The 13680-nt window shown below is 32.6% G+C and carries 12 protein-coding genes; 6 read left to right on the top strand and 6 right to left on the bottom strand.

Going from position 1 to position 13680, the window contains the following annotated elements; translation table 11 throughout:
- The 4 genes from ACOYLT_RS07095 to secA all read left to right on the top strand — a co-directional run.
- Window positions 1-660: ABC transporter ATP-binding protein (locus ACOYLT_RS07095; RefSeq protein WP_422853166.1), on the top strand; the 660-nt coding region annotated here is incomplete at its 5' end.
- 11 nt (window positions 661-671) lie between these two features.
- A complete protein-coding gene (locus ACOYLT_RS07090) occupies window positions 672-1262 on the top strand; it encodes a cob(I)yrinic acid a,c-diamide adenosyltransferase (RefSeq protein ID WP_422853165.1) in 591 nt (196 codons plus the stop codon).
- Between the two features lie 126 nt (window positions 1263-1388).
- A complete protein-coding gene (locus ACOYLT_RS07085; protein WP_422853164.1) occupies window positions 1389-1610 on the top strand; it encodes a DUF2795 domain-containing protein in 222 nt (73 codons plus the stop codon).
- Window positions 1611-1799: 189 nt separating this feature from the next.
- Entirely contained in the window at window positions 1800-5144 is a 3345-nt protein-coding gene (secA, locus tag ACOYLT_RS07080; RefSeq protein ID WP_422853163.1) for a preprotein translocase subunit SecA, read from the top strand.
- Between the two features lie 204 nt (window positions 5145-5348).
- Here the strand turns inward: secA and ACOYLT_RS07075 are convergent, their stop codons facing one another.
- Window positions 5349-6752 carry an FAD-binding oxidoreductase gene (locus ACOYLT_RS07075; RefSeq protein WP_422853162.1) on the bottom strand — a complete coding sequence of 468 codons (1404 nt, stop codon included), beginning with the start codon at window positions 6750-6752 and terminating at the stop codon, window positions 5349-5351.
- A 40-nt stretch (window positions 6753-6792) separates the two neighbouring features.
- Window positions 6793-8010: an MFS transporter gene (locus ACOYLT_RS07070; protein ID WP_422853167.1), complete on the bottom strand. Its 1218-nt coding sequence runs from the start codon at window positions 8008-8010 to the stop codon at window positions 6793-6795.
- Window positions 8011-8145: 135 nt separating this feature from the next.
- Between ACOYLT_RS07070 and meaB the strand changes: the two genes are divergently transcribed.
- Window positions 8146-9243 carry a methylmalonyl Co-A mutase-associated GTPase MeaB gene (meaB, locus tag ACOYLT_RS07065; RefSeq protein WP_422853161.1) on the top strand — a complete coding sequence of 366 codons (1098 nt, stop codon included), beginning with the start codon at window positions 8146-8148 and terminating at the stop codon, window positions 9241-9243.
- Here meaB and ACOYLT_RS07060 read toward each other — a convergent pair whose 3' ends face one another.
- The 3 genes from ACOYLT_RS07060 to ACOYLT_RS07050 all read right to left on the bottom strand — a co-directional run bounded on the left by ACOYLT_RS07060 (window position 9244) and on the right by ACOYLT_RS07050 (window position 11903).
- A complete protein-coding gene (locus ACOYLT_RS07060) occupies window positions 9244-9471 on the bottom strand; it encodes a hypothetical protein (protein WP_422853160.1) in 228 nt (75 codons plus the stop codon).
- An 85-nt stretch (window positions 9472-9556) separates the two neighbouring features.
- Window positions 9557-10462 carry a prohibitin family protein gene (locus ACOYLT_RS07055; protein WP_422853159.1) on the bottom strand — a complete coding sequence of 302 codons (906 nt, stop codon included), beginning with the start codon at window positions 10460-10462 and terminating at the stop codon, window positions 9557-9559.
- Between the two features lie 52 nt (window positions 10463-10514).
- Window positions 10515-11903: an MATE family efflux transporter gene (locus ACOYLT_RS07050; RefSeq protein ID WP_422853158.1), complete on the bottom strand. Its 1389-nt coding sequence runs from the start codon at window positions 11901-11903 to the stop codon at window positions 10515-10517.
- A gap of 119 nt (window positions 11904-12022) precedes the next feature.
- Between ACOYLT_RS07050 and ACOYLT_RS07045 the strand changes: the two genes are divergently transcribed.
- Window positions 12023-13036 carry a T9SS type A sorting domain-containing protein gene (locus ACOYLT_RS07045; RefSeq protein ID WP_422853157.1) on the top strand — a complete coding sequence of 338 codons (1014 nt, stop codon included), beginning with the start codon at window positions 12023-12025 and terminating at the stop codon, window positions 13034-13036.
- Between the two features lie 77 nt (window positions 13037-13113).
- Here the strand turns inward: ACOYLT_RS07045 and ACOYLT_RS07040 are convergent.
- The coding region (locus ACOYLT_RS07040) for an ATP-binding cassette domain-containing protein (RefSeq protein WP_422853156.1) at window positions 13114-13680 on the bottom strand (567 nt) is incomplete at its 5' end.

Below are 13680 nucleotides of genomic sequence, written 5' to 3'. Positions count from 1 at the left end.
AAACGCGATTTTCAATTAGGAAATGAAACTATTAATGTTTTAAAAGGAATTGATTTACAAATAAACAAAGGCGAATATGTGGCACTAATGGGGTCATCAGGCTCTGGAAAATCTACTTTAATGAACCTTTTAGGTTGCTTAGACACGCCTACTTCTGGAAGTTATATCTTGAATGAAAAGGATGTTAGTCAAATGCATGATGATGATTTAGCTGAAATCAGAAACAAAGAAATTGGTTTTGTTTTTCAAACTTTTAACCTGTTACCAAGAACAACTGCTCTTGACAATGTAGCATTACCTATGATTTACGCTGGTCACTCTAAATCAGAAAGAAATGAACGTGCTACTGAAGTATTAAAACAAGTAAATCTTTCCGACAGAATGGATCATCAGCCGAATCAACTTTCTGGAGGACAGCGTCAACGAGTGGCTATTGCAAGAGCAATGGTAAATAATCCATCTATTATATTAGCCGACGAGCCAACAGGAAATCTTGATAGTAAAACATCTGAAGAAATTATGAATTTATTCAATGATATTCATAAAAAGGGAAATACAATTATTATAGTAACACACGAAGAAGAAATTGCTCGCTATGCGCACAGAGTTATTCGTCTAAAAGACGGAATTATTGAAAGTGACACTATTAAAAACAAATAATTATCAATAAAATGAAAATCTATACCAAAACAGGAGACACAGGAACTACAGCGCTATTTGGTGGAACGCGTGTACCAAAACATCATATTCGAATTGAAAGCTATGGAACTGTTGATGAACTCAATTCTCATATAGGATTAATTCGAGATCAAGATATTAATCAATTATACAAAAATGTTTTAATTGAAGTGCAAGATAGATTATTTACTGTTGGAGCAATTCTAGCAACACCACCAGAAAATGAAATACTAAAAAATGGTCAGCCGCGATTAAATATAAATAGAATTTCTGATTCAGATATTTTGTTTCTTGAAAATGAAATTGACACTATGGATACCTCTTTGCCCCAAATGACACATTTTGTTTTACCTGGTGGGCATACAACTGTGTCATATTGTCATATCGCTCGCTGTGTATGCCGAAGAGCAGAACGTTTAGTTGTGCATTTACACGAATTAGAGCCAACAGATGAAGAAGTTATTAAATACTTAAACAGACTTTCCGACTATCTTTTTGTCTTGGCACGGAAGTTGTCATTTGAATTAGAAGCGAAAGAAGTAAAGTGGATTCCAAAAAACAACCAGTCAAAGTCTATAAATTAAACCAATAAAAGACTAAGGCAGACCGCTGAAATAAGACGTTCTTAACTTTTTTAAAAAATAAATTGATTTTTACTTGACTTTTTCAGTATAAAATTTATTTTTGCATAAACTAAAAATCGATAGAAGATGTATTGGACATTAGAATTAGCATCCTATTTAAGTGATGCGCCTTGGCCAGCTAATAAAGATGAGCTTATTGACTATGCTATAAGAACTGGGGCTCCACTAGAAGTAGTGGAGAATTTACAGTCCATAGAAGATGAAGGCGAAATTTATGAATCAATGGAAGAAATTTGGCCAGATTATCCAACAGACGAAGATTATCTTTGGAACGAGGATGAATATTAAAAAATAAATAATCACAACAGAAAAAGTCCATTTCGGGCTTTTTTTTTGTTTAAATTTACAGACTAAATCCGTTGTCTATTCTCCGTTTTAAAAGTTTTTTAATAATTTAAATTTATTAAAATCCTTCTTCAACGAAAGTAACTGAAAACCGAAAACTGATAAAATTAAAATATAAATATTAACCGAATTATGAGTTTCATAAATAGCATTATTAAAGCTTTTGTAGGTGACAAATCTCAAAAAGACGTCAAAGCTACTCAACCCTACATAACTAAAATTAAAGCATTAGAATCAGTATTAGCATCACTTTCTAATGATGAATTGAGAGCTAAAACAGCTGATTTTAAAGAAAAAATAAAACAAGCTCGTTCTAAACAAGATACTGAAATAGAATCTAAAAAAATTGAAGCAGAAAACACTTCTGACATTGATCAAAGAGAAGATATTTACAATGCTATTGATACGTTAGAAAAAGAAGCTTATGACATTTCTGAAAAAGTATTGATAGAAATACTTCCTGAAGCTTTTGCTGTGGTGAAAGAAACAGCACGTCGTTTCAAAGAAAATTCAACTGTTACAGTTACTGCCACTCCAAAAGACAGAGAACTTTCGGCAACTAAGACTTATATCACCCTAGATGGAGACAAAGCCAATTGGGCTAATCAATGGAATGCTGCAGGAAAGCAAATCACTTGGGATATGATTCACTATGATGTTCAATTAATTGGTGGTATTGTATTGCATGAAGGTAAAATTGCCGAAATGCAAACGGGTGAAGGAAAAACTTTAGTAGCCACATTGCCTTTATACCTTAATGCTTTAACTGGAAATGGTGTTCATCTTGTAACGGTGAATGATTATTTAGCAAAACGTGATAGCACATGGAAAGCTCCATTGTTTGAATTCCATGGTTTGACTGTTGATTGTATCGATAATCATTCTCCAAATTCTGATGCACGAAGAAAAGCATACGAAGCAGATATTACTTATGGAACCAATAACGAATTTGGTTTTGACTATTTGCGTGATAATATGGCTCATAATCCTGAAGATTTAGTGCAACGAAAACATAATTACGCTATAGTCGATGAGGTGGATTCGGTATTAATTGATGATGCGAGAACTCCTTTGATAATTTCTGGTCCAGTTCCTGATGGTGATAGACACGAATTCAATGAATTAAAACCTAAAGTTGAAAACTTATATAATTTGCAGCGTCAATTGGCAAATGGATTTTTAACCGAAGCAAAACGTTTGTTTAAAGAGGGGAATATGAAGGATGCAGGTTTTCAATTACTTAGAACTTATAGAGCATTACCAAAAAACAAAGCACTTATAAAGTTCCTAAGCGAAGAAGGTGTTAAGCAATTATTACAAAAAACCGAAAACGAATATATGGCAGACAATAACCGGAAGATGCCTGAGGTTGATGAAGCTTTATATTTTGTAATTGAAGAAAAAAATAATCAAGTAGAATTATCTGATAATGGTGTAAAATTCCTTTCAAAAGATACTGATGAAACTTTTTTTATCCTACCAGATATCGGAACTGAAATTGCTACTATTGATAAACAAAACTTAAACAAAGACGCTGAAGCTGAAGCCAAAGAAAAATTGTTTCAAGATTTTGGAATAAAATCTGAAAGAATTCACACACTTACCCAGTTGTTAAAAGCCTACACCTTGTTTGAAAAAGATGTAGAATATGTTATTATGGACAACAAAATTTTGATTGTTGATGAGCAAACAGGACGTATTATGGATGGGAGACGTTATTCTGACGGATTGCACCAAGCCATTGAAGCAAAAGAAAGCGTAACTATTGAAGCGGCTACACAAACATTTGCTACAATTACACTACAAAATTACTTCCGTATGTACAGCAAATTAGCGGGTATGACAGGAACTGCTGTAACAGAAGCAGGTGAACTTTGGGAAATTTACAAACTTGATGTTGTTGAAATTCCAACCAATAGAGGAATGTCACGTATTGATAAAGAAGATTTGATTTATCGCTCCGTTCGTGAGAAATTTAATGCTGTGATAGAAGACGTTACTCAATTGTCACAGGCGGGAAGACCCGTTTTAATTGGAACAACCTCGGTAGAAATTTCAGAATTATTAAGTCGAATGTTGAAAATTCGTGGTGTAGCCCACAACGTTTTGAATGCTAAAATGCATAAACAGGAAGCTCAAATTGTAGAAGAAGCAGGAAAATCGGGAGTGGTCACAATTGCTACAAACATGGCTGGACGTGGAACTGATATTAAATTAACTCCAGAAGTAAAAGCTGCTGGAGGTTTAGCCATCATTGGTACAGAACGTCACGACTCACGTCGTGTAGACCGTCAATTACGAGGTCGTGCTGGTCGTCAAGGAGACCCTGGAAGTTCACAGTTTTACGTGTCTTTAGAAGATAATTTAATGCGTTTGTTTGGTTCAGATAGAGTGGCAAAAATAATGGATAGAATGGGATTAAAAGAAGGTGAAGTAATTCAACATTCTATGATGACCAAGTCTATTGAGCGTGCACAAAAGAAAGTAGAAGAAAACAATTTTGGTACCCGTAAACGTTTATTAGAATATGATGACGTTATGAATGCACAAAGAGAAGTAGTTTACAAACGTCGTCGTCATGCCTTACATGGAGAACGTTTAAAACTAGATATTGCAAATATGATGTATGATACTTGCGAATTAATCGTTGGTGAAAATAAATCAAAAAATGATTTTAAAAACTTCGAGTTTGAATTGATTAGATATTTCTCCATTACTTCTCCAATTACTTCAAACGAGTTTGACAAATTATCAGAAATGGATATTACAGGTAAAGTATATAAAACTGTAATGGCATATTATACTGAGAAAACCGAAAGAAGTGCTCGAGAAGCTTTTCCTATTATTACTGATGTTTATCAAAAAGAAGGAAATAAATTTGAGCGCATCGTAGTGCCTTTTTCAGATGGAATTAAAACATTGAATGTAGTAACTGATTTGAAAAAAGCATTCGATAGTAATGGAACGCATCTTGTGGCTGATTTTGAAAAAAACATCACTCTAGCCATAGTTGACGAAGCATGGAAAAAACATTTACGCAAAATGGATGAATTGAAAACTTCGGTTCAATTAGCTGTTCATGAGCAAAAAGATCCTTTGCTAATCTATAAATTAGAAGCTTTTAACTTGTTTAGAACCATGTTAGATGGCGTGAATAAAGAAGTAATTTCATTTTTATTCAAAGGTGATTTGCCACAACAAAATCAAAACATTCAAGAAGCAAAACAAGTTCGCGAAAAACGCAACTATACCGAAACAAGAGATGAAATTACAAATAGCGAAAGTGCTAATCGTGAAGCGGGACAAACCCAACAACGACCTCAAGTAACGGAAACAATAGTTAGAGAAACTCCAAAAATAAATCGAAATGATACTGTTACTATCAAACAAGTAATTAGTGGTAAAACAGAGACGATGAAATTCAAAAAAGCAGAAAGTTTATTAGCTTCGGGCGAATGGATTTTAGTGCATGACTAAATCAATTTTCTTTATATTTACTATTATTTTTAATAAAAAAAATTAAACAACATATCATGGCAAAAGGAAAAGATGTTCAGAAAGCAGCAAAAAAAGAACCTTTGAAGACTGCAAAAGAAAAGAAAGAGGAAAAAAGAAATAAGAAAAACACTCCCAAGAGAGATTAAAAAAACACTCTCGTTTTGTATTAAAAGAAAATTTATTTTATAAATCATCAGGGAAAATCTTTCCAGGATTTAAAATATTATTGGGGTCAAAAACGTGTTTAATTCGTTCCATTAATTCCAAATGTATTTTAGAAAAAGCAATATCCATATAATTTTTTTGCACAAAACCAATACCGTGTTCGCCTGAAAGTGTTCCTTTTAAAGATACCGTTAATTCAAATATTTCACGAATTCCTTTAGGTACTTCTGTGTTCCAATTTTCGTCAGACAAGTCTCCTTTAATAATATTTACATGAAGATTTCCGTCACCTGCATGACCATAGCAAACCGATTTAAATCCGTATTTATTTCCTATATTTTTTATTCCAGATAACAATTCAGGAAGCATATATCTTGGCACTACGGTATCTTCTTCTTTATATATAGAGTTTGATTTCACAGCTTCGCCTACCGCACGGCGCATTTTCCATAACGCATTTTTTTGATCTTCGGTATCGGCAAATAAAACCTCATCAATATCAAATTGTTCTACAACAGTTAAAATTTTCTCAGCTTCTTGCATCAAAATATCTGGATAATTACCATCAACTTCTATTAACAAATGTGCTTGATGTTCAGGTTTAATAGTAACACTGATGCCTTCCACAAATCGTATAGTCCAATCGATGGCATCTCTTTCCATAAACTCTAGAGCACTTGGCGTAATTCCAGCCCTAAAAATAGCCGAAACTGCTTCACAAGCTTCGTGAGCTTTAAAAAATGGAACCAACATTAATACATTATGATTATTTTTTGGCAATAGCTTTAAAACGGCTTTGGTAATAACACCTAGAGTTCCTTCACTTCCAACCATTAATTGTGTCAGATTATAACCTGTTGAGTTTTTTAAAGTATTAGCACCAGTCCAAATGATTTCACCATTAGGTAAAACCACTTCAAGATTAAGTACATAATCTTTGGTTACTCCATATTTTAAAGCACGAGCACCACCAGCATTTTCTGCTATATTTCCCCCTATCCAACAACTTCCCATACTACTTGGATCAACAGGATAAAACAATCCTTTTTCATCAACAGCTTCTCGTAAAACCTGATTTATAACTGCAGGTTCAACTGTCACTTGAAGATTTTGCTCGTCAATTTCAATGATTTTATTTAAGCGTTCCATAGACAAACCGATGCCTTGATATATACATAAAGCACCACCACTCAATCCTGTTCTAGCTCCGATAGGTGTTGTTGGGATTTTGTAATCATTAGCCAGTTTCAATATGGCAGAAACCTCATTTGCATTGGCAGGTTTTACTACAACACTTGGCGGAAAAACATAGTCTTCGGTCTCATCATGTCCATAATGATTTCTAGTTTCTTGGTCTGTAAAGACATGTGTTTCACCTACTATTATTGCAAGTTTCTGAAGTATTTCGGGTTGTAATGACATTATTTTGAAAATTGAAAAGTAAAAGTAATAAATACAAACTTTATTTCTTCTTCAAATTAGGAAGAAAATAACATATAATTCCCATCAAAGGAAAAAATGAACAAATTTTATATACAAAAACTATTGAGGTGTGGTCTGCTAATATCCCTAACAAAGCTGAACCCAACGCACCCATTCCAAAAGCAAAACCATAGAAAAGTCCTGAAACCATTCCAAGTTTTTTAGGCACTAATTCTTGAGCATAAACAATAATAGCAGGAAAGGCAGAAGAAATGATTAAACCAATAATAATCATCAATACATCAGTATAGAAAAGATTGGCATAAGGCAGTAATAAAGCAAAAGGTGCTACCCCAAAAACTGAAAACCAAATAATATATTTTCTTCCAAACTTATCGCCTAAAGGCCCTCCTAAAATAGTACCTAAAGCATAAGCAATTAGGTAAATAAACATATGAAATTGAGCTTGTTGAATAGAAAGATGGAATTTATCAATTACATAAAAAGTATAGTAAGTAGATAAACTAGCCGAATAAAAAAACTTAGAAAAAATAAGAATTAATAAAACTGCAATAGCAAATTTAACCTTGCTTTTTGAAAGAGTATGAAAATTAATAAATTCGCCTTTGTTATTATTACGTAAGACCAAATGATCACGATACCAAAAAGCAATTTTTGAAATTACTCCTAAAGCAATAACGGCTGCAATAAGAAAAAAAAGTATGTGTTTTTGAGAATTGGGAACAACAATTAATGCCACGAACAATGGTGCCAAAGCAGTTCCTAAATTTCCGCCAACCTGAAATATAGACTGCGCCAATCCTCGTTTTCCACCAGAGGCAAGATTGGAAATACGTGCTGATTCAGGATGAAAAATCGCAGAACCTGTTCCAATTAAAACAACAGCAAGTAGTATCCAATAGAAATTATCTGCAAATGATAAGAAAACTATCCCAACAGTTGAGAATAATATTCCAAAAACCTGTGAAAAAGGTTTTGGATGGTTGTCTGTATAATAGCCTACAAAAGGTTGCAGTATAGAAGCTGAAAACTGAAAAGCAAATGTAATTAATCCAATTTGTGAAAATGTAAGATTATAATTTTGCTTTAAAATAGGATAAACAGAAGGTATTACAGCTTGAATTAAATCATTAAGCAGATGAGCAAAACTAATGGCAAATAATATTGAGAAAATTGTTTTTTGAACTAATTCGGATTTGTTTTCTAATGTAGAAGTTTCTGAATTCACAATACTTATTTTAGACTGTAAAAGTATTGTTTTGCTTTGAATTCAACATAATTATTCGTCAAAGAATTTATGACTAAGTTATAAAGGAATTGGTAGTAACGAAAAAGTAAATTATTTTTAATGTAAATTTGTAAAGGCAATAATTTGATAAAACTATTGGAAAATCCAAATAAAAAATCAGCTTTACACGAAAAAGATGGAATTCTTCAACCAGAAATTTTCAGTCAAGATGCTATGGCTAAAATTGTAAGTCAGCGAAAAGTACAGCCTACTGCAAAAGAGCTTATCAAAGGAATTCTAGACCATGACAAAGTAGCTTTGAGTCGCGCCATTACGCTAATTGAAAGCACTAATCCTGATCATTTATCAAAAGCCAATGAAATTATCAATTGCTGTTTATCCCATGCAAATAAGTCGATTAGAATAGGAATTACAGGGGTGCCTGGAGTTGGAAAAAGTACTTTTATTGAAGCATTTGGTACTTATTTAACTTCGCTTGAAAAAAAAGTTGCTGTCTTAGCAGTTGACCCTACTAGTACCATTTCTCATGGAAGTATTTTGGGAGACAAAACCAGGATGGAAGAATTGGTGAAAAATGAAAATGCCTATATCAGACCGTCTGCTTCGGGAGAGACTCTTGGTGGTGTGGCCCGTAAAACTCGTGAAACAATAACTCTTTGTGAAGCAGCAGGTTTTGATACGATTATTATTGAAACAGTTGGTGTTGGCCAAAGCGAAACCGCTGTACACAGTATGGTTGATTTCTTTTTATTATTAAAAATTTCTGGAGCTGGCGATGAATTACAGGGAATAAAGCGTGGCATTATGGAAATGGCTGATGCTATTGTGATTAATAAAGCCGACGGCGACAACATCAACAAAGCTAATTTGGCCAAAACTGAATTTAACCGTGCTTTGCATTTATTTCCAGCAAAAAGTTCGGGTTGGATACCAACAGTGGCAACCTGTAGTTCTTTGACAAAAGAAGGAATTGATCGGGTTTGGCAAACGATTTCTAGTTATTTAGATATGGTGAAAGCCAATAATTATTTTGACGCAAAACGAAAAAATCAGAACCAATTTTGGATGCTGGAAACGATTAATGAACAAATACAATCAAATTTTTACAATCATCCTGAAATTATAAAGCTATTGGAAGAAAATAAAAAAGCAGTACAAAATGATAGAATTTCTCCATTCGCTGCAGCACAAATATTATTAAAAAAATATTTTAAAGAGTAATTACTCTTCGTAGCTTTTAATTTCTTTATCATAGAACTCTCCTGCAAGAGTAATAAGGTGTTCCATTTCAGCTTCCAGTTCTGTTTCATCTTCTCCTTCTAAATCTTCCAAAAACTCCACTTCATCATCTTTTAAATTGATAATAAAACGAGGAAAGTCAAGATGTATTACAAAAATATCATCGGGAAATTCAGAGTTGTCGGCGAGTACAAATTTTGGTAATTGCATGATTATTTGTGTTATCTGTTATCAGTTGTCTGTCACAAAAATAGTTAAAAACAGATAACTCATAACAGATAACCGACAACAAAGATTATTTATCAGACAAAATTACTGGCGCACTACCTTTTCCCATAAAAATAACTTTGGAATTAGGAGATGTAGCAATTTCTTTTTGAGCTTTAATTTGCTCGTATTGCAATTGTTTATCGGTTAAACCAGAAGAAATAATCCTTTGATAGTCTGCAATACCTTGAGCTTCTACTCTTTTACGTTCGGCTTCTTGTTTTTCTTTTTGAAGTACAAATGTCATTTTTTGTGCATCTTGCTCCGCATTAATTTTACTTTCAATCGTGGTTTTTACAGATGCAGGAAGATTAATATTTCTGATTAATAATTGTTCTAACACCAAACCTCTTGATTTAAAATCAGCTTCGATACTTTTAAAAATTCGTTGTTGAAACTCCCCTCTTTTAGTAGAATATAATGCCACGGCATCATAATAAACAGCATTGTCACGAATGCGAGTTCTGGTTACTGGACGCACAATTTTATCGGTATAGTTTTCACCAATTCCTTTAAAAATTTTTGGCGCATCTTGTGGAACCACTCGATACAAAACTGTCAAATCTATGACAACCTCCAATCCATCATTGGATAAAACCCTTATAGCATCATCACCTTCTTTATCTCCTTCGTCGTGAATTGCCGACATGGTATAATTTTGTGTTTGAGTATCAAAACTAGTAATATCCAAAAGCGGATTTACAACATGCAAACCACTTTCTAAAATATCGGGTTGAACATTTCCATAGAGTGATTTTACACCAACTTTACCAGCATCTATTTGCTTAAAAGTGGATGATAATAATCCTAATAAAATAACAACAAAACCAAATATTCTAAAAAAATTGGCGAATTTTGAAAGCTGACTCTCGTTTGTTTTGAGCGTAAAGCTGATAATAATTAAGATAAAACCAATAATTAGTGAAAGTATCATTTTAGTAATTTTTTAAATTATACATTAATTATACGTAATACTTATTGGGAAGTTACAAATTATCTACTGCTTTTTGTAAAAGTAATTTTTTAGTTAAATAATGAAATCGAATAAATAAAAAAAGTGCTGCAACTGAAAGTCCGGCAAATAATCCAATCCAAACGCCAATAGCTTTCAAAGAAGTATATTCTCCTAGATAAAATGAAATAGGAAAACCAACAACCCAATAGGCCACAAAAGTAATATACATTGGAATTTTTACATCTTGCAAACCGCGAAGAGCACCGAGTACGACCACCTGAATTCCATCTGAAATTTGAAAAACGGCAGCAACCAAAAGTAATTTTGAAGCAATTATGATTACTTCTTTATTGTCTAATAATTGAGATTGGTTTTCCATATTCAGAAACATATAAGGTAAAACTTGATGCAGTGCCACAAATAGAAATGCAAATGCGATCTCTAAAATAATAGCTAATAAAAAGATAGAGCGTGCTACTATAATTAATTGTTTATAATCATTCAGACCTTTTTGATGACTAATTCTAATCATAGAAACTACGCTCAAACCCATAGCAACCATAAAAGTCATAGATGCTAAACTCAATGCAATTTGATTTGCCGCCTGACTTGTTTTTCCAATATTTCCACAGAGCCAAATTGCTGCGGTAAATAATACAACCTCAAAAAGCATTTGTAAAGCTGAAGGAAAACCTAAATCAATAATTTTTTTTAGGGTTGATTTATTTATTTCATCAAAACTAAAATCCTTGAAATATTCTTTAAGCTGTTCTTTTCGTGTTAAAATGATATGCATAAAAGTGACCATCGCTATTCTGGAAATAACGGTTCCTAGTCCTGCCCCAAGAATTCCCATCTTTGGAAATATCCAAAAACCATATATCAAACAATAGTTGATGATTACATGTACAATATTTGCCATTATAATAGCATACATAGAAACTTTTGTCATGGAAAGACCATCCGCAAATTGCTTATATCCTTGATAAATTATTAATGGCACCAATGAAAAAGCAACCCAATCTAAATAAGGCATTGCTAATGTAATTACTTCTTTTGGCTGATGTAAAAACTCCATAATTGGCTTAGCTAAAACAACTAATCCAAAAAGTAAAATTCCTAAAATAGTACATAAAAATAATCCATGATGAAATGCAGAACGAATTTTTGAAATGTCATTTTCTGCATTAGCCTCAGCCACGATAGGTGTAATGGCGGTTGAGAATCCAATTCCTAGAGACATGGCTATAAAAATCAGACTATTTCCCAATGATACTGCAGCTAATTCCGTCGAACCTAGTTTGCCAACCATAATATTGTCAACAATACCTATAAGCGTATGACCAAGCATACCAAGAATTACGGGATAAGCTAATCGTAGGTTATAAGAGAACTCTTTTGTGTATTGAGATAGATTCATTTTAATGAAATTATTTGCAAAAATAACCTATTAAACTTAAAAATATGTCAATAAACAATTCTTAAAACAACAAAAATAAATATATTTGAAAAAAAATATAATTCAAAAAACAATAGAAAATGAAAAAATATTTACTCTTAATTTCAATTGTAGCTTCATCCTTTACATTTGCTCAAAATATTTTTAGAGATGACTTTAGTATATATAATACGGGCGTTCAATTAAACGGACAAGGGACTTGGTCGAATGATACATCTTTAGGCGGCGGCGGCGGATGCTTTCCTTCCTGTAATTCTGTCCTTCTTGCTCAAGGATTAAACTATATTGGATATGGTTCATCAACTAAATCTCTTGAAATCGGTACAAATAAAGATGGAATTGGTACACTTTTTACTCCAGTTTCAACAACTGATGCTTATTTTGGTATGGTTGTCAACTTTAGTAATGCAACATTTTCAGGCACAATAAATGATTTTTTTAGAATATCAACTGGAGCTTTTAACACAGCTGCTAGAATATTTGCTAAAAAGACGGTTTCGAATGGTTTAATCTTTGGTATAGGAAAAACTTCAGGTTCAACCTACGACACGGCTAATGAGTTTAGTTTTGACACCAATCATTTGCTTATTGTTAAGTATACAAAAAATGCAGATGTTAGTGATGATATTGTAAAACTGTATATTGATCCCAATTTTGCAATAGGCGAACCAACGAATGCAAATGTTACTATCGCTAGTGGAACTGATAATACTGGAACCATAAAAGCCTTAAATTTTTACTTAAACACGAGTCAAGGTATTCCAACTGGCAAAGTTGGCTTGATTAGTGTTTCATCAACATGGGCTGGTTTAAGTTTTAACCTATCGAATAGTGAATTCAATAAAAACACTTTTTCAATTTCTAGCAATGAAGTAAATAATGGAGTTTTATCTATTAAATCAAATTTAACTTTAGAAAATGCAACTTTAAATATTTATGATATTCAAGGAAGAAAAATGGAAACTAAAATCATTTCATTGCAAGAAACAGTAAATGACATAGCTATAAATCCAATTAGAAATGCTGGAGTTTACATAGTAGAAATTTTTTCTGAAAACAATAAACGTTTCACTCAGAAAATTTTAGTACAATAATCTTATTAAATTAATAGAAGAACACTACGTTTTCTAGGTATAAAAATATAGATTATTCAGTCGTTAATTTAGAATTACTATTTTTCAATATCTCTAAGACTTTCCATTTTTTTGTGAGCCAAGAAACCTTTGATATCTTCAAAATGTTCTTTTACTCGTTTGTTTCCAAATTCAAAAACTTTAGTTGCCAAACCATCTAGGAAATCTCTATCATGCGAAACCAAAATTAATGTACCATCAAAATCGCGTAAAGCATCTTTGATAATATCTTTAGTCTTCATATCCAAGTGATTAGAAGGCTCATCCAAAATCAATAAATTAACTGGTTCTAACAATAATTTTATCATGGCCAATCGGGTTTTTTCACCACCAGAAAGTACTTTTACTTTTTTAGTAATATCATCGCCTTGGAACATGAATGCGCCCAAAATATCTTTAATTTTTGTTCGTACCTCCCCCACTGCAATATCATCTATAGTTGAAAATATAGTTTTATTTTCATCTAATAATGAAGCTTGATTTTGAGCGAAGTAACCAATTTGTGCATTATGACCCACTTCAACAGAACCACTGTTGATCTCAATTTCTTTCATGATGGCTTTAATCATCGTTGATTTTCCTTCACCATTTTTACCTACAAAAGC

It is taken from the genome of Flavobacterium sp. (assembly GCF_049318185.1).
Lineage (GTDB): Bacteria > Bacteroidota > Bacteroidia > Flavobacteriales > Flavobacteriaceae > Flavobacterium.
Note: the sequence above shows the minus strand (reverse complement) of the source record. Positions and strands in the feature narration are given on the sequence as shown.

Bases quoted from the DNA above. Each gene is read 5' to 3' on its own strand.
- ACOYLT_RS07090 (WP_422853165.1), top strand. From the start codon at position 672: ATGAAAATCTATACCAAAACAGGAGACACAGGAACTACAGCGCTATTT.
- ACOYLT_RS07085 (WP_422853164.1), top strand. From the start codon at position 1,389: ATGTATTGGACATTAGAATTAGCATCCTATTTAAGTGATGCGCCTTGG.
- secA (WP_422853163.1), top strand. From the start codon at position 1,800: ATGAGTTTCATAAATAGCATTATTAAAGCTTTTGTAGGTGACAAATCT.
- ACOYLT_RS07075 (WP_422853162.1), bottom strand. From the start codon at position 6,752: ATGTCATTACAACCCGAAATACTTCAGAAACTTGCAATAATAGTAGGT.
- ACOYLT_RS07060 (WP_422853160.1), bottom strand. From the start codon at position 9,471: ATGCAATTACCAAAATTTGTACTCGCCGACAACTCTGAATTTCCCGAT.
- ACOYLT_RS07055 (WP_422853159.1), bottom strand. From the start codon at position 10,462: ATGATACTTTCACTAATTATTGGTTTTATCTTAATTATTATCAGCTTT.
- ACOYLT_RS07050 (WP_422853158.1), bottom strand. From the start codon at position 11,903: ATGAATCTATCTCAATACACAAAAGAGTTCTCTTATAACCTACGATTA.
- ACOYLT_RS07045 (WP_422853157.1), top strand. From the start codon at position 12,023: ATGAAAAAATATTTACTCTTAATTTCAATTGTAGCTTCATCCTTTACA.